Below are 18743 nucleotides of genomic sequence, written 5' to 3' on the forward strand. Positions count from 1 at the left end.
CTGGAGAGTTACCCGACGATGAAGACGACGACGAGCGCGAGGATGACGATCGTCTCGGGAAGGACCGTCAGGATGAGCCCGTTGACGAAGAGGTCGTCGTCCTCGGCCATCGCGCCGACGGCGGCCGACCCGATACCGCGCTCCGCGTAGCCTGCGCCCAGCGCCGCGAGCCCGACGGCGAGCGCCGCCGCGGCGTTGGGGTCAGTCAGCGTTCCACCGGTCGACAGTACGAGGTTCCCGAGTTCGTTGGTAGCTTCAAACATTGGTAGTAGTTGCTGTTGCTCGTCTCCGAACGGTTGCTATTTGCCCCTACTGGAGTCATAAAGCTTCCCAAAACGACCGAACAGAATCCGGGAGAACAGCGGGAAAGCGGGTGCTATTCGCGTCAAAACCCGACGTGATTGCCGGGTTCGACCGCACGCGAGGCGACGAGACCGACCGTCGGCCGGAGACCGATCCGGCCGTCAGTCGTCGCGGGTGTACTTCCGGTCGCGACCGAACGGGAGATACGCGCGACCGCCGCCCTCGTAGAAGTTCCCGAAGAACTCCACGTACTCAAGGCGGACCGCCTGAATGCCGGCGGAGGTGACCCCGAGCAGGAGGACGACGATGTGGCCGACGACGGCCACGACGATGCCGCCCACGAGGGCGACGACCCCGACGAGCCCGATCGAGGCGGGGTCGAACGCCGTGGTGATCCCCGCGAAGACGAGCTCGTAGTCCTCCGGGTGGCTCTGGACGTACGAGAGGTAATCCGCGCTGAAGATGAAGTGGAAGCTCCCGTCGCCGCCGTCGTCGATGTACGCGCCGAACGCGAGCAGGTTCACCGCGAGCGCCATCCCGCCCTTCGCGAGCAGGACGGCCATGAGCCGGGCGTACGAGATGACGTTGACGACGGGCGAGAGGAACTCGGCCAGCTCCGGCGGCTCGCCGATCCCGAGCAGGACGAGCCCGAGCACCGCGGCGGCCGCGCCGGCCCAACCGATCAGCACCGGGAACCCGCCGAACGAGACGGCGCCGAACGTCAGGACCGAGACGGCCTCGAACAGGAAGTCGGGCTTCGCGTTGGGGAACACCCGGCTGAAGATCCAGATCCACGCGCCGTTGAGGATCAACAGCCACGAGCCGGCCTCGTAGACGGCGTGTTTCAGGTCGTGCTGCTGGGCGGTGCTCACGAACGAGAGCACGTGGCCGACGTTCAGGTGAAGGATCCCGAACACGACGCTCACGACGAGGAAAGACAGGCCCCAGTCGAGGTCGGCGGGCGAGAGCCCCTTGACTTCGACCGGCCAGTGGATCCCGAGCAGCTGGTAGGCGTGGTAGCCGAACAGGTCGATACCGTAGTAGATGCCAAACAGTATCGTGAAGCCGCCGGCCCACATCGCGACGGAGCCCAGTTCGCGGAAGGCGCCGTCGAACTTGGAGTACATGAAGAACCCGATGGCGGCGTAGAGGACGCCGTACCCCACGTCGCCGATCATGAACCCGAACATCGCCGGGAACGTGAGGAAGACGAGGAGCGTCGGGTCGAACTCCGAGTACTTCGGGCGACCGAACGCCTGAACGAGCAGTTCGAACGGCCCGGCCGCGCTGCCGTTATCCTGGACGACCGGCGGGTCGTCGGTGCCGTGGGCCGCGTGGCCGCCGTCGGTGGCGACAGCCGTTTCCGTCTCGCGGTCCGCGGACGCGGCGCTCTCCGCCGCGGATCCGCCACTCTCGTCGTCGACCGACTCGGTGTGGTGGTCGCCGTCGGGGGTGAACGAGGCGCGTTCGAGCTCCTCGACCTCGACGTGGTCGCCGACCGCGTCGACGACCGCCGCCTCGAAGTCGGGGTACGACTCGGTCGGCACCCACCCTTCCGCGACGAAGGCGTTCTCGGTGGTCGCGAAGGAGAGCGGCGCCTCCTTCTTCTCGGCCTCGATGGTGAGCTCCTCCTCGGCGCGAAGCAGGAAGCCCGCCGCCTCCTCCTTCACCGATTCGAGCTCGCGCTCGACGGCGTCGAGCTCGTCGCGGAGGTCGGCCTGCTCGGCCTCCAGCTCCGCGACGTACTCCTCGGGGCTCGCGTCCGCGTCGGGGACGTCGAGCAGCGCGATGTCGACGCCGACGAGCGCGTCCTGAACGACGCCCTCGGCGTCCGGGTCGGTCGGCCGCGCGACGATGGCGACCACGTCGCCGCCGACGAACACGTCGAAGACGTCGATCGAGTCGGCGTCTCCGAGCGCGGCCTCGACGGCCGCGGGCTTGGCCTCGCCGACGACGACCTCGACCGAGTCGTAGCCGCGCAGGTACTCGAGGTCGATCCCGAGCTCGGCGAACGGCTCCAGCCGGTCGATCTCCTCCTGCCGGTCGCGGATCGCGGCCTGGAGCTCGTCGCGCTCGTCGTTGAGCTCGTTGACCCGCTCGCGGACGCGTTCGAGCTCGTCGACGAGCTCGTCGTCGTCCAGCGACCGGGCGACGTCGGCGTCGTCCTCGTCGACGTCGAGGATGCTCTCAAGCGACCGGACGGTCACGAGGCGCTCGTTAACCGTCTCGGCGCCCTCGAGCGACGTTCCGGGGTCGAACCCCTCGTACCGGTCGTCGTAGTCCGTGACGTGCAGGGAGTGGTGGGCGTACGCCGCCTCGATGACGTCGTCGATGACGCGCTTCGAGCCCGTCACCGACACCCGGCTCATCTGCTCAGGCCTGAGCATCCACCGCCTCCTCGGCCTGGTCGTGAACCGCCGCCTCGAACTGCTCGACGGCGTAGTCGACGGCCGATTCCACCCGGTCGCGGGCCTCGCGTTCGAGCTCGTCGCGGTCGTCGCGCCCCGATTCGAGGATCTCCTCGCGCCGCTCCGCTATCTCCTCGCGGGCCGCTTCGAGCCGCTCTTGGGCCTCCGCTTCCGCCTCCTCCTCGGCCTCGGCGCGGATCTCGTCCGCGCGCTTTCGAGCTTCGGCGAGGCGCTCCTCGGCGTCCGACTCCGCGTCCGCGATGATCTCGTCCGCCTCCCGTTCGGCCTCCTTGATCGAGTTGAGCACCTCTGGTCTCGCCATGCTACTAATCGCCTGAAACTCTACAAGCGACGTATAAGGTGTTTGCGAAAGTGCGCGGGGGGTTCGGCCCGTTTCTCGCCGATATAGACCGGTCGCGGACCGAACCCGGCCGGCAACGCCGGTCGCCGCCGCCTACATTTAAGTAGCAGTCGCCGGACCCTCACCGTATGGCAACGGTGTATGCGGTCGCGTCGGCGAAGGGTGGCGTCGGGAAGACCACCACGACCGCCGCGCTGGCGACGATCCTGGCGGACTCGGGCGCCGACGTCGTCGCGATCGACGCCGACCTCGGCATGGCGAACCTCGCGGGCGCCGTCGGGGTGACCCCGGGCGAGACCACCCTCCACGACGTCCTCGCCGGCGAGGCGGACCCGGAGGCGGCGGTCCGCGAGGGGCCGTCGGGGCTCCGGGTCGTCCCGGGGGCGACCGACCTCGACGCGTACGCGGCCGCTGATCCGTCGGGGCTCCGCCGGGTCGTCGAGGCGTTCGACGACGCGGACTACGTGTTCGTCGACGCGGGCGCCGGCCTGTCGCACGACTCGACGCTCCCGCTCGCGATCGCCGACGAGACGCTGCTCGTCTCCACCCCGGAGCGGAGCGCCCTCGGCGACACCGAGAAGACGCGACAGCTGACCGAGCGCCTCGGCGGGACGGTCGCGGGCGCCGCGATCACCCGCGTGACCGACGACACCGACGAGGTCGTCACGGCCCTGCTCGACGCCGCAGTCCTCGGACGAGTCCCGGACGACGAGGCCGTGGCCCGGGCCGCGGCGGCGAACCGCCCGCTGCTCTCCGCCGCGCCCGACGCGCCGGCGACGCGGGCGTACCGCGACCTGGCACGAGCGCTGACCGGCGCGGACGTGGAGGGGCCCGGGCTCGACGAGCCCGCGGCCGCGGTCGCAGCGGGCGGGGACGACGCGCACGGCGACGACGAGGCCGAACCGGACGCGGCGGACGACGACGCGGTGATCGTCGACGACGGACCGGCGGCCGATGATGACGAGCCGGCGAGCGACGACTCGGACGGTGGCGACTCGGACGATGACGACATTGGTCCGGAGGACGAGGAAGGAACCGACGAGGACGAGGACATCATCGTCGCGGACCCCGACGCCGCCGGGGTGGCGGAGCCGGGCGACGGCGAGGACATCATCGTCGCGAGCGAGAGCGAAGCGGCGGGGGACGTCGCGGACGACGACACCGACGAAGACGGCGACGGCACGGGTGACGGCAGGAGCGAGGCCTCCGACGATGACGGAGGCGAGACGACCGACGAGGGAACACCCGACGACGGCGACGAGCCGGAGGAGTCCGTCGACGAGGGCGACGGGGCGGCTCGCGAGGGCATCGACGCCGATCAAGAGGCGACCGAGAGCGACGATGCCGGCAGACCCGACGCCGGTGACGAGTCCGTGAGCGGCGGGAGAGCGGCTGCCGAACTCGAGGCCACCGGCCCCGAGGCCGCGACGGACGAGGAGTCGGACACGATCCCCGACGCGGACGAGACGGCGCGCGAGTCGGCCGCCGAGCGCGACGGAGACGAGAGGCGAGCGGGCGACGAGCCGACGGCGGCGGACGACGACATCGACGACGAGCTCGCCGGCAGCATCCCGTTCCGCGACGACGACACCGGGACGATGAACACCGTGCTGTCGGAGGAGGACGGCGAGAGCGAGGCGGACGCGGACGACGAGCAGGCGGACGCGGGCGACGAGACGGCGGCGGACGACGAGCGGGCGGAAGACGGCAACGGGGAGGGGTCGGGTGCGGACGACGACGAGGGGCCGGAGAAGGACGGCGGGTTCTTCAGCCGGCTCCTCGGTCGGTGAGGCCGGCCGACGAGGGAGGCTGTTCAGCCGTAAAGGTGGAGCGCGAAAACTGGTCGAACGGCCGTGACGCCGTCAGGCCTCCGAGGGGGCGCGGGCGCGGTCGCGGATCAGCTCGCGGATCTCCTCGGGGTCGGTGACCGCGGCGAGCTCTTCGCAGGAGACCAGAGCGGTGCCGTCGACGGACTCGCGCTTCTCGTCCTCCTCGGTGAAGTACACCGATCGGGTCTGTGCCACCTCGCCGATGGAGGACATGATCCGGGCGCGCTTCTCGGCCGCGGCGGTGAACGCCGAGTGGCCGGTGAGCACGCGCGTCGCCGGGCTGTCCTCGTCCTCCGAGACGGCCTTGAACGGGGCGCGGGCGGTCGGGTGGACGGTGAAGCCGGCGCTCGTGAGCACGCCGAGGACGTGCTCGTCGTCGGGGTCCGCCTCGGGCGCCGAGGGCGTCGGCTCGGAGTCGCGGACCTCGTCGGCGCCGTCGAGCACGTCGACGGGGCTGGAGAACGGCTGGTCGAACAGCTCCTCCAGCTGGATCGCCACCTCGATGGAGGCGTTCATCCCGTCCTCGTACTTCGAGACGGTGCGCCGGGAGACGCCCAGCTCGTTCGCGAGGCGGCCGAGCGACCAGCCGCGCTCCTCGCGCTCGTCGGCGAGCAGGTCGCCGTCGAGGCTGACGTACAGCCCGCCGGGGGCCGCGTAGATGAGCGGCGGCATCCCCTCGACGAACAGGTCGTAGGCGGTGTCGGGGTTGATCACCGGCACGCCGTGTCGGAAGTAGACGACGCCGGGCTTCAGCTCCTCGTCGCGGGTGCGGATCCCGATCACCATCGGCGTCCCCCTGAGGTACTCGCCGAGCCGGCGCATCTCCGCGCCGGTCTCCGCGTCGAGGGCGTCGACGTTGCCGAGGATCTTTAAGAGGAGGAGGTCCTCGTCGCGGCGGGCCGCCACGTCGAAGCTCTTGGGCCGGACCGCACACCGGTCGCTGACGAGGAACCCTGCGTCCTCCAGCATCGCGGTGACGTTCCCGATGAGCGCAGTCCGGGACATAGCCGGAACAAGCGGCTCGGCGTATATATGCGTTGTGTCGTCGCGCTCCCGACGAAACTGCCGCCCGCCTGCGATTTTCCGCGTTCAGCACGGGAAACGGTTAAATACTCGACCGGCACCGCGAGCGGGTCGGCTGCCTCCGGAGCCATCCGACCGCCCTCGAAAGGGGCTTGTCGCGCCGTCACGAACCCCGTCGCATGCCGATCGTCGCCGTCGACGACACCGACTCCCGCGAGCGCGGGATGTGTACGACGTACGTGGCGACGCGGATCGCGGAGCGGCTCGCGGACGACGGTGGCCGGATCCGGCGGCGGCTGCTCGTCCGCCTGAACCCGGCCGTGAAACACAAGACGCGCGGGAACGCCGCGGTCGCGCTCCACGTCTCCGGCCTCGACGCCGACCGGGCCGCGACCGTCGCCGTCGAGACGGTCGCGGAGTTCGCCGCGGCCGCCGACCCGCGGACCTCGCCCGGCGTCGTCGTCGCCGACCGCGACGTCGACGGCGACCCCTTCGACCCGACCGGGGCGCCGATCCCCGACGCGGTCGCCGCGTTCGCGCGACGCGCGCTCCGCGAGCGGCTCTCCGTCGCGGAGGCGGTCGAGCTGGCCGAGGAGCACGGGTTCCGACACGCCGCGGTGGGCTCGGCGGGCGGGGCGAACGGAGCGGGCGGAGCGGAGGGGGCCGGCGGGGCGAACGGAGCGGGCGGAGCGGAGGGGGCCGGCGGGGCGAACGGAGCGGGCGGAGCGGTGGGGGCGGACGACGCCGACGCCGTCGCGGGACGGGGGCGGATCGGCGCGCTCGCGGCGGTGGGCGCGCCGGCCGCGTTCGATGACTGGACGTTCGAGCGGATCTCATACCGCGAGCTCGACCGCTGCGGGACGCCCCGCGAGGTCGACGCCGAGAGCGTCTTCGCCGCCGCCGACGCGGGGTACCCGACCGTCTGGGACACCGTCGACCGCGAGACGGGCGCCGCGGTCTGCGTGCCCAACGCACCGGGCCCGATCCTCCACGGGATCCGGGGCGACGACCCGACCGCGTGCCGCGACGTCGCGGCCGACATCGACGGCGAGGCGGTCGACCGCGCGGCGACCTTCCTGACGAACCAGGGCACCGACGCCCACCTCGCGCCGGGGCGGATCGGCGACCTCCGCGACGGCGCCGGCTACCGGGTCGCCGGGAAGGTGGCGAGCGCGCCGGAGACGAAACAGGGGGGCCACGTCCACGTCGAGGTCGCGGGCGACCGCGACACGCTGGATTCCGGTGACTCCCTCCGCGTCGGTTCCGGTGGCTCCCTCCGCGCCGTCGCGTTCGCGCCTACGGGCCGGTTCCGCGACCGGGTCCGTGCGCTCCGACCGGGCGACCGGGTCACGCTCTGCGGGGAACACGAGGTGCGGAACGACGCGGACGGCCCCGAGAGCACCCTGAAGCTTGAGAAGCTCGCCGTTCGCGACCTCGTTCGGACCGCGCCCGCGGTCCCGACCTGCCCGGACTGCGGGCGCTCGATGTCGTCGGCGGGGAAGGGGCAGGGGTACCGGTGTCGCGACTGCGGGACGAGCGCGCCGGGGAAGGTCGCGGAGCCGATCGATCGCGACCTCGAAGCCGGGTGGTACGAGGTGCCGCCGAGCGCGCGCCGCCACGTCGCGAAACCGCTCGTCCGCGGCGGGTTCGACGCCCCGACGCACCCGGAGCGATAACCAGCCGTCTGGTGTGACAACGGGCCTCCGGTGCGATGAAGTGATCGCCGCGCGAGCGGCCGGACGTGACCGGAATCGTCTTCCACGCGACGGAGCGGCGCGACGCGGTCGTCGAGTTCTACCGCGAGCGGCTGGACGCGACCGTGCGCCTCGAACAGCCCGACTGTACGATCCTGGAGTTCGACGGGTTCCTGTTCGGGTTCTGCGAGCGCGACGCGGCCGACGACTGCGGCATCCTCACGTTCGTCTACCCGGACCGTGAGGGGGTCGACGCGGCCGCGGACGCCCTCGGCGACGCGGTCGTGAAAGAGCCGCGAGCGAACGAGACGTACGACATCTACCAGTGTTTCGCCGAGGATCCCGAGGGCCGGACCGTGGAGTGCCAGGTCTTCCTCGACGACGCGGTCGACATCGAGTAGTCCGCGCTACTCGTCGAGGTCGCGGGCGTCGCGCCACTCGGTCGCTCGCGCTTCGGCGGCCTCGCGGTCGTCGAACCGGACCCGCTCGTAGGCCGACTCGTCGGCCGCCTGCTCCATCACGTCGAGGCGGGCGACGAAGCCGCCCGCCGCGCGCTCGCGGAGCCTGACGGTCGCGTACCCGTCCGACCGCTCCCATTCGGAGATCGTACCGTCGTCGCGCTCCAGCGACCAGCTCATACCCGGCCGGACGCGCCCCGCGGCTAAAGCGGTGCGGTTCCGAGGCCGCGGCGCGGCGCCGCGTTCGGCAAGGCGATCCGGGACCGAGTCAGTCCCCCGTGCTCGGCGACCCATCGGCGCTCGGCGACCGCTCCGGATCCGGCGTGGCGGCGTATCCGCACACCGGGCAGACGACGTAGCCGAGCGAGTCGTACGGCACCGACGTCGAGGGGGCGGACACGTCGCACTCCGGGCAGTCGAACGTCGCGGCGTTCTCGGTTGACATGCTATCGCGTAGCGGCCGATCCGGCGTAGTTATGCGCCGCTTGCTGCCCGGTCAACGCCACCCTACTTATATACCGAGTCCGAATTCCGGCGCGTGACCGACGACGCACACGCGGACCTGTCGGGGGAGGAGTCGACGAGACCGCACGATCGACGACGCGAGCGGGCCGCGAGCCGGCTCGACGAGGTGGACGCGGCGGGGCTGGTCGCGTTCCCGAGCCGCAACCTCCAGTACCTCACCGGCTTCGCCGAGGAGCCCGGCGAGCGCCACTTCTTCCTCGTCGTGCCGGCGGCGAGCGCGGCCGACCCGGAGCCGGCGCTGCTCGCGCCGGCGCTGTACGAGACGCAGGTCCGGGAGGCGACGAGCGTCGCGGAGATACGGACGTGGAGCGACGGCGACGACCCCGTCGCGGCGACGCGGGAGCTGCTCGCGGACAGGGGGCTCGACGCCGGGCGGCTCCTCGTCGACGACACGATGTGGGCGCGGTTCACGCAGGACCTGCGCGCGGCGGCGCCCGACGCGACGTGGGGGCTCGCGAGCGAGGCGCTCGCGGACCTCCGGGTCCGGAAGGACGAGGCCGAGCTGGCGGCGCTCCGCGAGGCGGCCGGCGTCGCGGACGCGGTCGTCGGCGACCTCCGCGAGCTGGGGGACGACGCGGTCGGCATGACCGAGGCCGCCCTCGCCGACCGGATCGCGGACCGGCTGGCCGAGCGCGGCGGGCGCGGGGTCAGCTTCGAGACGGTCGTCGCGGCGGGCGAGAACGGCGCGAAGCCGCACCACGGCCACGGCGACCGCGAGATCCGGGCGGGCGAGCCGGTCGTCCTCGACTTCGGGACGCGCGTCGACGGCTACCCGTCCGACCAGACGCGGACGCTCGTCTTCGGCGGCGAGCCGAGCGAGGCGTACGCCGAGGTCCACGAGGTCGTGCGCGAGGCGCAGGCGGCCGGCGTGGAGGCGGTCGAACCGGGCGTCCCCGCGTCGGCCGTCGACCGCGCCGCGCGCGACGTGATCGAGGCGGCGGGGTACGGCGACGCGTTCGTCCACCGGACCGGCCACGGCGTCGGCCTGGACGTCCACGAGGAGCCGTACCTCGTCGCGGGCAACGACCGCCCGCTGGAGCCGGGGATGGTCTGCTCCGTCGAGCCCGGGGTCTACCTCGACGGGCGGTTCGGCTGCCGGATAGAGGACCTCGTGGTCGTCACCGAGGACGGCTGCGAACGGCTGAACGAGACCGACCGCGGTTGGGCGTGACGAGCGGTACGAGAGGAAAACGCGGAGACCGGCGTGTCGGCGCTCGACACGCGAATACGGGAGTCGTGTGCCGTGCCCCCAACCGGAAATTACGGCCGGATAATATAACAGTATTACCGAATTATTTCGGGTGTATTCGCAGAGTCGGACCGAGCCGGCGACGGCCCCGTCGGGTGCGGCCTCGCGGGTGCGCCCCCGCGAGCCCCCGAGCGGCATCGAAACCATTAGTGTCGCCCGAGCGGAACCGCGGGGCATGAGCGACACAGACGCGGACGAGGGAGACGAGGAGGCGGAAGCGGAGCCGGCGGTCGAGCTCGGCGACGGGCCAGACGTGGCCGGCGAGCCGGTCGCCCGCGTCGCGTCGCGGCTCACCTGGCCCGCGAAGAACAGCGACGTCCGCGAGCAGGAGGGCGACGCCGAGATCCGGACGCCCGACGGCCCGCAGACGCTCGACGACGTGCTCGCGGAGTCCGAGGTCCCCCTCTTCGAGAGCCGGAGCGACTTCGTCCAGGCGGTCGAGGACGTCGTCGGCCGCGGCCCGGTCGCGACCGAGTAACCGCCGAACGCGAGGGTTCTATTTATAAACAGCCGCCGAGACGACGAGAGGCATTTATAAATCGGCGGTCGGCGCGTGCCTCCGAGTGGCCGCCGAAGGCGGCCGCGAGGAGCACGCGCGAGGGAGTNGGGAGTCGGGCGCGCCGAGGGCGACCGAAGGGAGCCCGACGGACGCGCCCGACGAGGCTGGGGAGGCGTGAGGTGCTGTGCGGAGCGGTGCGGGGTGGGACTCAAAGGGGCAGTCGCCGGCGGCTCCGCCGCCCGCTGGGGCCTTGGCGGTGTTCGCCGCCGACGAGCTGACGACTATTTATAAATAAACGCCCGCCGCACCGACGTTTTCACCCACTCGCCCCGCTGCCGTCCGCGCCACCACGGTCCAGCCACGTGGTCGCGATCGACTCGAACGGCGCGGAGTACCCCATCAGCGTCGTCCCCAGCACCGCCATCACGAGGACGTAGCCGACCGCGAACGCGTTGATCGTCCCCGCCAATGCCGGGTCGAACGAGCCGGCGTTCGCGCCGGTGACCGCGACGGTCGCGATGATCAGCGAGAACTCGCCGCGGGTGGTCATCCCGAGCCCGACCCGGGTCGACCGGCGGACGTCGAGGTCGAAGGCGCGCCCCGCGAGGTAGCCGGTGACGACCTTCGTCGGCGTGGTGACGACGACGGCGAGCGCGACGAGCGCGGCGACGTCCGCGAACAGCGCGGGGTCGGTGACGAGCCCGATCCAGAAGAAGAACACCGCGGCGAACAGGTCCCGGACCGGCTCCAGGATCGTCTCGATCGTGTGCGCCTGCTCGGTCGGGGCGAACGCCATGCCGACGAAGAACGCCGCGACCGCCTCGCTGACGCCGAGCGCGAGCGCCGCGCCGGCGAGGAACACGACCGCGGCCACCGCGCGCAGCGCCACGAACTCCCGGTTGTCCGTCGCGACGAGCCGGTCGAACAGCGGGGTGCCGAACCGGACGGCCGCGAACAGCGCGGCGATGAACCCCAAGGCGATCCCCACGTCGACCGCGGCCGCGGCGACGTCGCCGCCGCCGAGGACCAGGGCGGACGCGACCGAGAGGTAGACGGCGATGAACAGGTCCTCGTACACCAGGGTGCCGAGCATCGGCTCCGCCTCGTCGTTGGCGATCCAGCCGAGGTCGATGAGCGACTTCGTGATCACCGCCGACGAGGAGATGTAGACGATCCCGGCGATCAGAAACGCCGGGAGGAACGCGCCGAAGACGAGCCAGCCGAGGACGAGCCCGACCCCGAAGTTCGCGAGGTCGATCGTCCCCGCCGTCCCGATCGGTCCCCGCCGGGCGAGCAGCCGGTCGAGGTTGAACTCCAGGCCGAGGAAGAAGAGGAGGAAGACGATCCCCAGCTCCGCGCCGAGCGAGATGAACTCCGTCTCGGGGACGTAGGCGGTCCCGATCACCGGGAGCGCGAGTCGGCCGAGGACGTACTCCCCGAGCAGCATTCCGACGAGGATGTACGCGGGGATCACGGACTGGCCGAGGCGGTTCGCGAGCGCGCCGGCGGCCGCGACCGCGACGAACATGACGCCGACGTCGAGCAGCGCCACTACCGGTCACCCCCGGGCGCGCGGATCGTACCGCCGCGCCCCGACGCGCCGAAGCCGGCGGCGCCGTCCCGACCGCTCATCCGGTGAGGATCTCCTCGAACGCCGCGCAGTTCTCGCGGGTACCCACCCCGATCAGGGTGTCGCCCTCGCGGAGGGTGGTGCCCGCGTCCGGGCTTTCGAGCACCTCGTCGCCGCGCTGGATGGCGACGACGGCGAGCCCCGTCCGGTTACCGATGTCTGCGCTCTCCAGCGTCTCGCCGACCAGCGGCGACCCGGGCGGGAGCTCGTACCACTCCAAGAGGATGCCGCCCGGCAGCGTCGTCTCCTGCGTGTCGGGCTCGACCGGCTGGAAGTACGCCCCCTCGATGATCGAGCCGATCGTCCGCGCGAGGTCGTCGGAGAACTCGAACGCCTTCTCGGAGTCGGCGTCCGGGTCGCGCCGCCGGAACACCTCGCGTTTCCCGGTGTTGTGGATGACGACGATCATCTCCTCGCCGCCGTCGAGCTCGATCTCGAACTTCTTGCCGACCCCCGGGAGGTCGGACTCGGTGATCGTCATACGGGCTCCAGCGCGCCCACCGTAATATGTCTGTACGTCGGCCCCCGGGGGCCGCGGGAGGCGGCCGTTCAGAATCCCCGTCCGACGGGCGTCTGCCGCGCACCAAACGCTAAGTGGGGCGGGACCGAGGGGAGTCGTATGTGGCGCTCCCGAGGGAGTCGGGACCGGCGGACGGTGGTGTGCATCGCGTGCGGGGACTCGGTGTTGCGGGAGGACGCCCGCGAGTACGACAAGGAGGGCGACCGCTGGAACCGGCGCGACAAGGAGTTCGAGTACCTCTGTGCCGACTGCGACGACGAGATCTCCCACCAGCCGCGCGACGGCCTCGAATCGCTGATCCTCTCGATCGAGTCGGACGGCCTCTCCACCGAGGAGTTCCTCGACCGCTACGCCGAGGCGGTCGCTGACGACGCCGACGACCGGACCGGCGAGGGCGGCGCGGGGAGCCGCTCGGACCGCGGCCCCTCGGACCGCACGCGTTCCGACCGCGACCGCGACCGATAATCCTACACCTCGCGGCCCGGTACCGCGACCGTACGCATGCGCGCCCTCCACGTGGCAGCCGCCGCTTTCGACCCTGTTTCGATCGCAATTGACGCCGCCGACCCAGTCCCGACCGCCATCGGCGTCGCCGCACTGGCCCTCGGCGTCGCGTTCCTCGCGCGCGGCGCGAGCGGCACCGTCGACGCGGTCCGGCTCCTCCGAACGACGGCGACGAGTCCGGCCGGGCTCGACGGCGCGGAGCGGCGGATACGGGTCACGGGCCGCGTCGCCGCGGTCGACGACGAGACCCTCCCCGCGCCGTTCGGCGGCGACCCGTGCTGCTGCGTCGAGTACGACGTCTCCGAGCTCCGCAGCCAAGGGAAAGGGCAGTCGTGGGTCACGATCGACGGGGGCGAGGCCGGCGTCCCCTTCCGCGTCGACGACGGCGGGACCGGCGTCCGGGTCGACCCCGCGGCGGCGGCGTTCTCGCTCGCCGTCGACGAGAAGGTCAAGCTCGACGCCGGCGAGGAGCCGCCCGAGCGCGTCCGGGGGTTCATCGACGCGGTCGACGAGGTCGACGACACGGAGACGGGGTACGAGGTCGGGCCGCTCACGATCGGCGACGACCCGCGGCGCCGCTACGTCCAGCGGACGCTCCGCCCGGGCGACGAGGTGACGGTCGTCGGCGACAGCGAGGCGTTCCCGGACGCGCCCGTCGGCGAGGTGAAATCCCGGATCGCGGACGGCTCGCCGTTCGTCGTCTCCGACGCGAGCGCGCGGCGGACCGCGCTCCGAATGGTCGGGGGGTCGGCGGTCCCGATCCTCCTCGGCGCCGTCGCGTTCGGCGTCGGGGCCCTGCTGCTGTCGCCGATCGTCACGACGCTCGTCTGAGGCCGCTCTGCGACCGCGGGCCGCGTCCCGGCCGCGCGTCCCGGCCGCACGCGGAGGGCTCGCCGCTCGCGCCGCCAGCGCCGCGCTCCCCCGCCCGACAGGCCTTTCTAACGGACCCGCGTTGGTGGAGGTATGTCAGACGACGAGCCGAAGCAAGGGTCCGCCGAGGACCAGGGCCCCGTGACGATCACGCCGGCGCTCGCGGACCGCCTCGCGGAGAAGCGCGAGGAGCTGTTCGAGGAGTTCGAGATCCGCGACGAGTTCCCGAGCGAGGTCCTCCGCGAGGCCGAGGCCCGGACCGAGGGCGTCTACGAGGAGATCGAAGCCGAGGTCGACGAGCGCGAGGACCTCCGCGACCTCACCACGTGGACCACCGACCCGGTCGACGCGCAGGACTTCGACGACGCCATCTCCATCCAGCGCGAGGAGGGCGCCTACCGCCTGTGGGTCCACATCGCCGACGTGACCCACTACGTCACGCCCGACACCGCGATGTGGGAGGAGGCGGTCGAGCGCGCCAACACCGTCTACCTGCCGGACTACACGATCCACATGCTCCCGCCGGTGCTGGCGGAGACCGTCTGCTCGCTCGTCCCGAACGAGGACCGGCTCGCGCACACCGTCGAGATGGAGATCGACGATGAGACGCTCTCGTTCGAGGACATCGACATCTACAAGTCCGTCATCAACTCCGACGAGCGGCTCACCTACAAGGAGTGCGAGAACCGGCTGGAGGACCCCGACCTGCCCCTGAGCGAGGAGAACCAGCTCGCCTTCGAGCTCGCGGACCGGATGCACGAGCAGCGCAAGGCGGACGGCTCGCTCGTCTTGAACCCCCGTCGCGACCGCGCGCACACCATCATCGAGGAGTCGATGCTGAAGGCGAACAAGGCGGTGACGCACACGCTGATGTGGGACCGCGGCGTCGAGGCGATGTACCGCGTCCACCCGCAGCCGACCCCCGACCAGTGGAACGAGGCCTTAAAAGAGATCCAGGAGCTCGACGGCGTCTCCATCCCCGGCGACGCGTGGGGCGACGACCCCCGGAAGGCGGTCAACGCCGCCCTCGAAGAGTCCCCCGAGCGCCAGCTCAACAAGATACAGCGCGCCGTGCTGAAGGTGATGCCCCGCGCGAAGTACATGAACGACCCGTTCGGGGGCCACCACGCGCTCAACTTCGACATCTACGGCCACTTCACCTCGCCGATCCGCCGCCTGTCGGACACGATCAACCACTGGATCGTCCACGAGAACGACGTGCCCGAGACCCTCGTCGAACTGTGCGACCACGCCAGCGACAAGCAGAAGGACGGCGAGACCGCCGAGCGGCTCTACAAGCAGTTCCTCCAAGAGCAGGGGCTCGACCCGTACGCGGTCAACAACCGCGGCGTCGAGGTCGTCGAGGACCCCGAGGAAGCGAAGCACACGGCCTGACTCGAGCGCGGGCCCCTCGAACCGCGACTGCCGCGGAGCGAACCTTGATTGCCGGCGGCGACGACCCGCCGACATGGTAACTGACCGCATCGTCGACCACTGCCTGTCGGTCGACGCCGACCGACCGGACCTCCCGGCGCACCTCCTCGACTGGTTCGCGGTCGCGATCGGCGGCGCGACCCACGCGGACTCCACGCCGGCGATCCTGGAGGGCGTCCGGTCGATCGCGGGACCGACGCCCGACCCGGCGACCGACGAGACCGCGACGCTCCTCCCGAGCGGCGAGCGGTTGACGCCGGCCGACGCCGCGCTCGCGAACGGGGCGCTCGCGCACAGCCTCGACTTCGACGACACCCACCTCGCCTCCTCGCTCCACCCGGGCGCGCCCGTGGTCGCGGCCGCGCTCGCGGCGGCCGAGGGCGAGGCGACGGGGGACGAGGAGATTCCCGCGGACCGGTTCCGCGCGGGCGTCGCGGCCGGCTACGACGTCGCCTGCACGGTCGGGGAGGCGGTGGGGCCCGACGCCCACTACGACCGCGGGTTCCACGTCACCGCGACCTGCGGGACCTTCGGGGCCGTCGCGGCCGCGGGCGTGGTCCGCGGCCTCGACGCCGACGAGCTCCGGGACGCGTTCGGGATCGCGGGGAGCCAGGCGGCCGGCTCGCTCCAGTTCCTCGCGAACGGCGCGTGGAACAAGCGGCTCCACCCCGGGCTCGCCGCGCGCCGCGGGATCGAGGCGACCGACCTCGCCGCCGCCGGGTTCGTCGGCGCGGCCGAGCCCCTCGACGGCGAACACGGGTTCTTCGCCGGCTACTCCGACGAGCCGAACCCCGCCGCCGTCGATCGGATCGGCGAGCGCGACGCGGTCGCGGAGACGGGTCTGAAACCCTACCCGTGCTGCCGGTACCTCCACTCGGCGATCGACGCGCTCCGGGAGATCGCTCCCGAGGTCGACCCCGACGCGGTCGAGAGCGTCGAGGTCGCGATTCCGAGCGCGGGCGTCCGGCTCACCGGCGAGCCGATCGACGCGAAGCGCCGGCCCGACGGGTTCGTCGACTGTCAGTTCTCCGCACCGTTCGCGGCCGCGCTGACGCTCACCGAGGGGACCGCCGACGCCGAGGCGTTCCTGCGAGCCGTCGGCCGACTCGACGAGCCGCCGCGGTGGGACGACCCCGAGATCCGCCGGCTGATGGACGCGACGAGCGTCGGAACCGACCCGGAGATCGAAGCGCGGTTCCCCGAGGAGTGGGGCGCTCGGGTGACCGTCACCGCCGGCGGCGCGACGCGCGAGGCGTCGGTGAGCGTACCGCTCGGCGAGCCTGAGCGGCCGATGCCGGCCGCGGAAACGGAAGAGAAGGCGGCCGGGCTGCTCGCGGGCAGTGGCGTCGACGCCGACCGCCTCGCGAGCACCGTCGAGTCGCTCGGCGGACGGTCCGTGGCGGAGCTCGTCGACGCGGCGACAGCGGAGTAAGGACGCAGAGTGAGGAGACAGAGTGAGGACGCAGAGTGAGCGGGCGAGCCGCTCAGTCGTCGGAGGGCTTTCCGACGATCACCGGGCGGTCGGCGTTGAGGATGACCGACTGGCTGACGCTGCCGAACAGCGCCTTTCCGACCGGCGAACGCTTGCGCATCCCGAGTACGATCGCGTCGACGTCGCGGTCGCCGCCGACCGCGAGGATCGCGTCCGCGGCGTCGCCGACGTGGAGCTCGCGGGCGTGGGCGATCCCGAGCTCGTCGAGCCGCGCCTCCACGGCCTCCAGCGAGTCGGGGATCCCGCGGAGGTCCTCGATCGACTCGTTGATGTCGTCGATCACGGACGAGCCCGCCTCGTCGGCGGGCGCGTCGACGGACTCGTACACGTGCAGGAGCGTGACCTCGATCTCGGCCGCGTCGGCCGGGAGCGATTCGAGGATGTCGACCTGCGAGAGCGCGCGGTCCGTCTCGATGTCGACCGGCAACAGGACGTTGTACATGCGACGGGGTTGAACGTCGCCCCTCTTAAATACCCCCGCCGGATCCGAGCGCCCGCGAACGCCGCGCGGTCGGCGAGTCGTGCGCGGAGGCGCTGCCCGGCAGAGCGACCGGCGGGCCCGGGTCAGTCCCGACGCGTCGCGAACCGTGCGACCGCGGTCGCCGACAGCGCGCCGAGCGCCGCGATGCCGGCTAAGACGACGAACAGCTCCCGGGGGCCGGCGCGGGTGAGGACCGTCCCGGCCAGCGTGGAGCCGAGCGCGCCGATCCCGAAGATCCCGACGTACGTGTAGCCGAACGAGAGGCCGCGCGCCTCGCTCGGCGAGTACGCCGCGACCGTCGCCTGCGAGAGCGGCTGGACCGTGAACAGCGCGACGCCGAGTGCGAGCGACACCGCGAGGAACGTGGCGACCCCGCCGGTCGCCGGGACGAAGAGCAGCGCGAGCGCCGACAGGACGCCCATCACCGCGACCAGGCCTCGCTCCGGCGGGACGCGGTCGGCGATCCGCCCGCCGAGGTACTGGCCGAAGACGCCGACGGTGAGGACCGCGACGTAGAGGTACCGGCCCACGTCGAACTGGTCGGCGTACGGGCTCGACGGGTCGACGAGCTGGACGTCGACGAGGCCGCCGAGCACGTCTCCGAGGAGGTCAGGCAGGAACGTGAGGAACGTCCGGTAGTAGAGCCCGCTGAACGTGACGAACGCGAACACGACGAGGAAGCCGCCGGCGATCAGGACGCGCGTGTCCGTCGCGATCGACGACAGCGAGACCTCGCCCTTCGTCCCGCCGGACGAGTCGTCGGCCGAACCCGCCTCATCGACCTCGCCCGGCGAAAGCGCCGCGTCCACGTCCACGGTGACGCCGTACGCGGCGACGACGACCGCCGGGAACGCGAGCGCCGCCGTCACCAGCCGCCAGTCGAACGCTAAGAGCAGCAGCGCGGTCGCCAGGGGGCCGAGCGCGATGCCGAGGTTGCCGCCGATCCCGTGGTAGCCGAGCGCGGTCCCGCGCCGGTCGATCGACTTCGAGAGCAGCGACAGCCCCGCCGGGTGATAGACGCTGGCGGTGAGCCCCCATATCGCGATCGCCGCGGCGAGGACGGGGAGCGTCGGCGCGACGCTCACGAGGAGGAACGAGCCCGCCATCCCCGCGAGGCAGGCGAGGATGAGCGGCTTCGACCCGAAGCGGTCGACCAGGACCCCGCCCGGCAGCGCGCCGACGCCGAACAGCCCGTAGCCGAGCGTGACGACGACGCCGAGCGCGGCGGCGGTCGTCGAGAACTCCCCGACCCACACCGTCAACAGGATCGGGATCGACAGCTCGTAGGTGTGGACGAGCCCGTGCGACCCCGCGGTGAATTTGACGATCCGGCGCTCGGCGGCGTCCATGTGGGTCCGGGGTTCGTCGGGTCGGCTGATAACGTCGGGGGTAGCCGCCGCGGTTGCCGAGAGTCGGGGGCGGCGGCTCGGCCGGTCGCTCAGAGGCGGCGCCGCGCCGACCGG

At 72.0% G+C, this 18743-nt stretch carries 19 protein-coding genes; 9 read left to right on the forward strand and 10 right to left on the reverse strand.

Features of this window, described 5'->3' with window-relative positions; all coding sequences use genetic code 11:
• Positions 1–8: 8 nt before the first annotated feature.
• The 3 genes from C470_RS07525 to ahaH form a co-directional block, all read right to left on the reverse strand.
• Complete coding sequence (locus tag C470_RS07525) at positions 9–263, reverse strand: hypothetical protein (RefSeq protein ID WP_004598766.1); 255 nt, start codon at positions 261–263, stop codon at positions 9–11.
• A 201-nt stretch (positions 264–464) separates the two neighbouring features.
• A complete protein-coding gene (locus C470_RS07530; RefSeq protein ID WP_049908663.1) occupies positions 465–2672 on the reverse strand; it encodes a V-type ATP synthase subunit I in 2208 nt (735 codons plus the stop codon).
• 4 nt (positions 2673–2676) lie between these two features.
• Positions 2677–3033, reverse strand: coding sequence for an ATP synthase archaeal subunit H (ahaH, locus tag C470_RS07535; RefSeq protein ID WP_007995154.1), 357 nt, complete (start codon positions 3031–3033; stop codon positions 2677–2679).
• A gap of 167 nt (positions 3034–3200) precedes the next feature.
• Between ahaH and minD the strand changes: the two genes are divergently transcribed.
• A complete protein-coding gene (minD, locus tag C470_RS07540; protein ID WP_008366402.1) occupies positions 3201–4862 on the forward strand; it encodes a cell division ATPase MinD in 1662 nt (553 codons plus the stop codon).
• Between the two features lie 72 nt (positions 4863–4934).
• On the opposite strand, the gene C470_RS07545 is transcribed toward minD, so the two are convergent.
• The gene (locus tag C470_RS07545) at positions 4935–5906 is read right to left on the reverse strand and encodes a transcriptional regulator (protein ID WP_004598762.1); all 972 of its coding nucleotides are present in this window, start codon (positions 5904–5906) and stop codon (positions 4935–4937) included.
• 197 nt (positions 5907–6103) lie between these two features.
• On the opposite strand from C470_RS07545, the gene C470_RS07550 reads away from it, so the two are divergent.
• Positions 6104–7600, forward strand: coding sequence for a tRNA(Ile)(2)-agmatinylcytidine synthase (locus tag C470_RS07550; RefSeq protein WP_008366404.1), 1497 nt, complete (start codon positions 6104–6106; stop codon positions 7598–7600).
• 65 nt (positions 7601–7665) lie between these two features.
• Positions 7666–8019 carry a hypothetical protein gene (locus C470_RS07555; RefSeq protein WP_004598760.1) on the forward strand — a complete coding sequence of 118 codons (354 nt, stop codon included), beginning with the start codon at positions 7666–7668 and terminating at the stop codon, positions 8017–8019.
• Positions 8020–8025: 6 nt separating this feature from the next.
• Here C470_RS07555 and C470_RS07560 read toward each other — a convergent pair whose 3' ends face one another.
• Together C470_RS07560 and C470_RS16075 are read right to left on the reverse strand one after the other, a co-directional pair.
• Complete coding sequence (locus C470_RS07560; RefSeq protein ID WP_008366407.1) at positions 8026–8256, reverse strand: DUF7543 family protein; 231 nt, start codon at positions 8254–8256, stop codon at positions 8026–8028.
• A gap of 88 nt (positions 8257–8344) precedes the next feature.
• Positions 8345–8521 carry a hypothetical protein gene (locus C470_RS16075; RefSeq protein ID WP_004598758.1) on the reverse strand — a complete coding sequence of 59 codons (177 nt, stop codon included), beginning with the start codon at positions 8519–8521 and terminating at the stop codon, positions 8345–8347.
• 93 nt (positions 8522–8614) lie between these two features.
• On the opposite strand from C470_RS16075, the gene C470_RS07565 reads away from it, so the two are divergent.
• Together C470_RS07565 and C470_RS07570 are read left to right on the forward strand one after the other, a co-directional pair.
• Positions 8615–9772: an aminopeptidase P family protein gene (locus tag C470_RS07565; RefSeq protein WP_008366409.1), complete on the forward strand. Its 1158-nt coding sequence runs from the start codon at positions 8615–8617 to the stop codon at positions 9770–9772.
• Positions 9773–10025: 253 nt separating this feature from the next.
• Positions 10026–10328 (forward strand): DUF5789 family protein, encoded by a 303-nt coding sequence (locus tag C470_RS07570; protein ID WP_007995162.1) that lies wholly within the window; start codon positions 10026–10028, stop codon positions 10326–10328.
• A 337-nt stretch (positions 10329–10665) separates the two neighbouring features.
• Here C470_RS07570 and C470_RS07575 read toward each other — a convergent pair whose 3' ends face one another.
• Entirely contained in the window at positions 10666–11901 is a 1236-nt protein-coding gene (locus C470_RS07575; RefSeq protein ID WP_008366410.1) for a cation:proton antiporter, read from the reverse strand.
• Positions 11902–11977: 76 nt separating this feature from the next.
• On the reverse strand, positions 11978–12460 hold the full coding sequence (locus C470_RS07580) for a cation:proton antiporter regulatory subunit (RefSeq protein WP_004598754.1): 483 nt from the start codon (positions 12458–12460) through the stop codon (positions 11978–11980).
• A 138-nt stretch (positions 12461–12598) separates the two neighbouring features.
• On the opposite strand from C470_RS07580, the gene C470_RS07585 reads away from it, so the two are divergent.
• The 4 genes from C470_RS07585 to C470_RS07600 all read left to right on the forward strand — a co-directional run bounded on the left by C470_RS07585 (position 12599) and on the right by C470_RS07600 (position 16739).
• Positions 12599–12964: a DUF7562 family protein gene (locus C470_RS07585; protein WP_007345843.1), complete on the forward strand. Its 366-nt coding sequence runs from the start codon at positions 12599–12601 to the stop codon at positions 12962–12964.
• Positions 12965–13000: 36 nt separating this feature from the next.
• Entirely contained in the window at positions 13001–13834 is an 834-nt protein-coding gene (locus C470_RS07590) for a GIDE domain-containing protein (RefSeq protein ID WP_008366413.1), read from the forward strand.
• A 132-nt stretch (positions 13835–13966) separates the two neighbouring features.
• Positions 13967–15268 (forward strand): RNB domain-containing ribonuclease, encoded by a 1302-nt coding sequence (locus C470_RS07595; RefSeq protein ID WP_004598751.1) that lies wholly within the window; start codon positions 13967–13969, stop codon positions 15266–15268.
• Between the two features lie 73 nt (positions 15269–15341).
• A complete protein-coding gene (locus C470_RS07600; RefSeq protein ID WP_008366415.1) occupies positions 15342–16739 on the forward strand; it encodes an MmgE/PrpD family protein in 1398 nt (465 codons plus the stop codon).
• 52 nt (positions 16740–16791) lie between these two features.
• Here C470_RS07600 and C470_RS07605 read toward each other — a convergent pair whose 3' ends face one another.
• Positions 16792–17241, reverse strand: coding sequence for a universal stress protein (locus C470_RS07605; protein ID WP_004598749.1), 450 nt, complete (start codon positions 17239–17241; stop codon positions 16792–16794).
• Positions 17242–17363: 122 nt separating this feature from the next.
• Positions 17364–18629, reverse strand: coding sequence for an MFS transporter (locus C470_RS07610; protein ID WP_008366417.1), 1266 nt, complete (start codon positions 18627–18629; stop codon positions 17364–17366).
• Positions 18630–18743 lie beyond the last annotated feature (114 nt).

The sequence above is a fragment of the Halorubrum distributum JCM 13561 genome, from assembly GCF_000337395.1.
Classification (GTDB): Archaea; Halobacteriota; Halobacteria; order Halobacteriales; family Haloferacaceae; genus Halorubrum; species Halorubrum distributum.

Excerpts from the sequence above, each read along its gene's own strand:
- C470_RS07545 (WP_004598762.1), bottom strand. The coding sequence starts at position 5,906 with ATGTCCCGGACTGCGCTCATCGGGAACGTCACCGCGATGCTGGAGGAC.
- ahaH (WP_007995154.1), bottom strand. The coding sequence starts at position 3,033 with ATGGCGAGACCAGAGGTGCTCAACTCGATCAAGGAGGCCGAACGGGAG.
- C470_RS07525 (WP_004598766.1), bottom strand. The coding sequence starts at position 263 with ATGTTTGAAGCTACCAACGAACTCGGGAACCTCGTACTGTCGACCGGT.
- C470_RS07570 (WP_007995162.1), top strand. The coding sequence starts at position 10,026 with ATGAGCGACACAGACGCGGACGAGGGAGACGAGGAGGCGGAAGCGGAG.
- C470_RS07600 (WP_008366415.1), top strand. The coding sequence starts at position 15,342 with ATGGTAACTGACCGCATCGTCGACCACTGCCTGTCGGTCGACGCCGAC.
- minD (WP_008366402.1), top strand. The coding sequence starts at position 3,201 with ATGGCAACGGTGTATGCGGTCGCGTCGGCGAAGGGTGGCGTCGGGAAG.
- C470_RS07580 (WP_004598754.1), bottom strand. The coding sequence starts at position 12,460 with ATGACGATCACCGAGTCCGACCTCCCGGGGGTCGGCAAGAAGTTCGAG.
- C470_RS07610 (WP_008366417.1), bottom strand. The coding sequence starts at position 18,629 with ATGGACGCCGCCGAGCGCCGGATCGTCAAATTCACCGCGGGGTCGCAC.
- C470_RS07605 (WP_004598749.1), bottom strand. The coding sequence starts at position 17,241 with ATGTACAACGTCCTGTTGCCGGTCGACATCGAGACGGACCGCGCGCTC.
- C470_RS07560 (WP_008366407.1), bottom strand. The coding sequence starts at position 8,256 with ATGAGCTGGTCGCTGGAGCGCGACGACGGTACGATCTCCGAATGGGAG.
- C470_RS07550 (WP_008366404.1), top strand. The coding sequence starts at position 6,104 with ATGCCGATCGTCGCCGTCGACGACACCGACTCCCGCGAGCGCGGGATG.
- C470_RS07530 (WP_049908663.1), bottom strand. The coding sequence starts at position 2,672 with ATGAGCCGGGTGTCGGTGACGGGCTCGAAGCGCGTCATCGACGACGTC.
- C470_RS07595 (WP_004598751.1), top strand. The coding sequence starts at position 13,967 with ATGTCAGACGACGAGCCGAAGCAAGGGTCCGCCGAGGACCAGGGCCCC.
- C470_RS07590 (WP_008366413.1), top strand. The coding sequence starts at position 13,001 with ATGCGCGCCCTCCACGTGGCAGCCGCCGCTTTCGACCCTGTTTCGATC.
- C470_RS07585 (WP_007345843.1), top strand. The coding sequence starts at position 12,599 with ATGTGGCGCTCCCGAGGGAGTCGGGACCGGCGGACGGTGGTGTGCATC.
- C470_RS16075 (WP_004598758.1), bottom strand. The coding sequence starts at position 8,521 with ATGTCAACCGAGAACGCCGCGACGTTCGACTGCCCGGAGTGCGACGTG.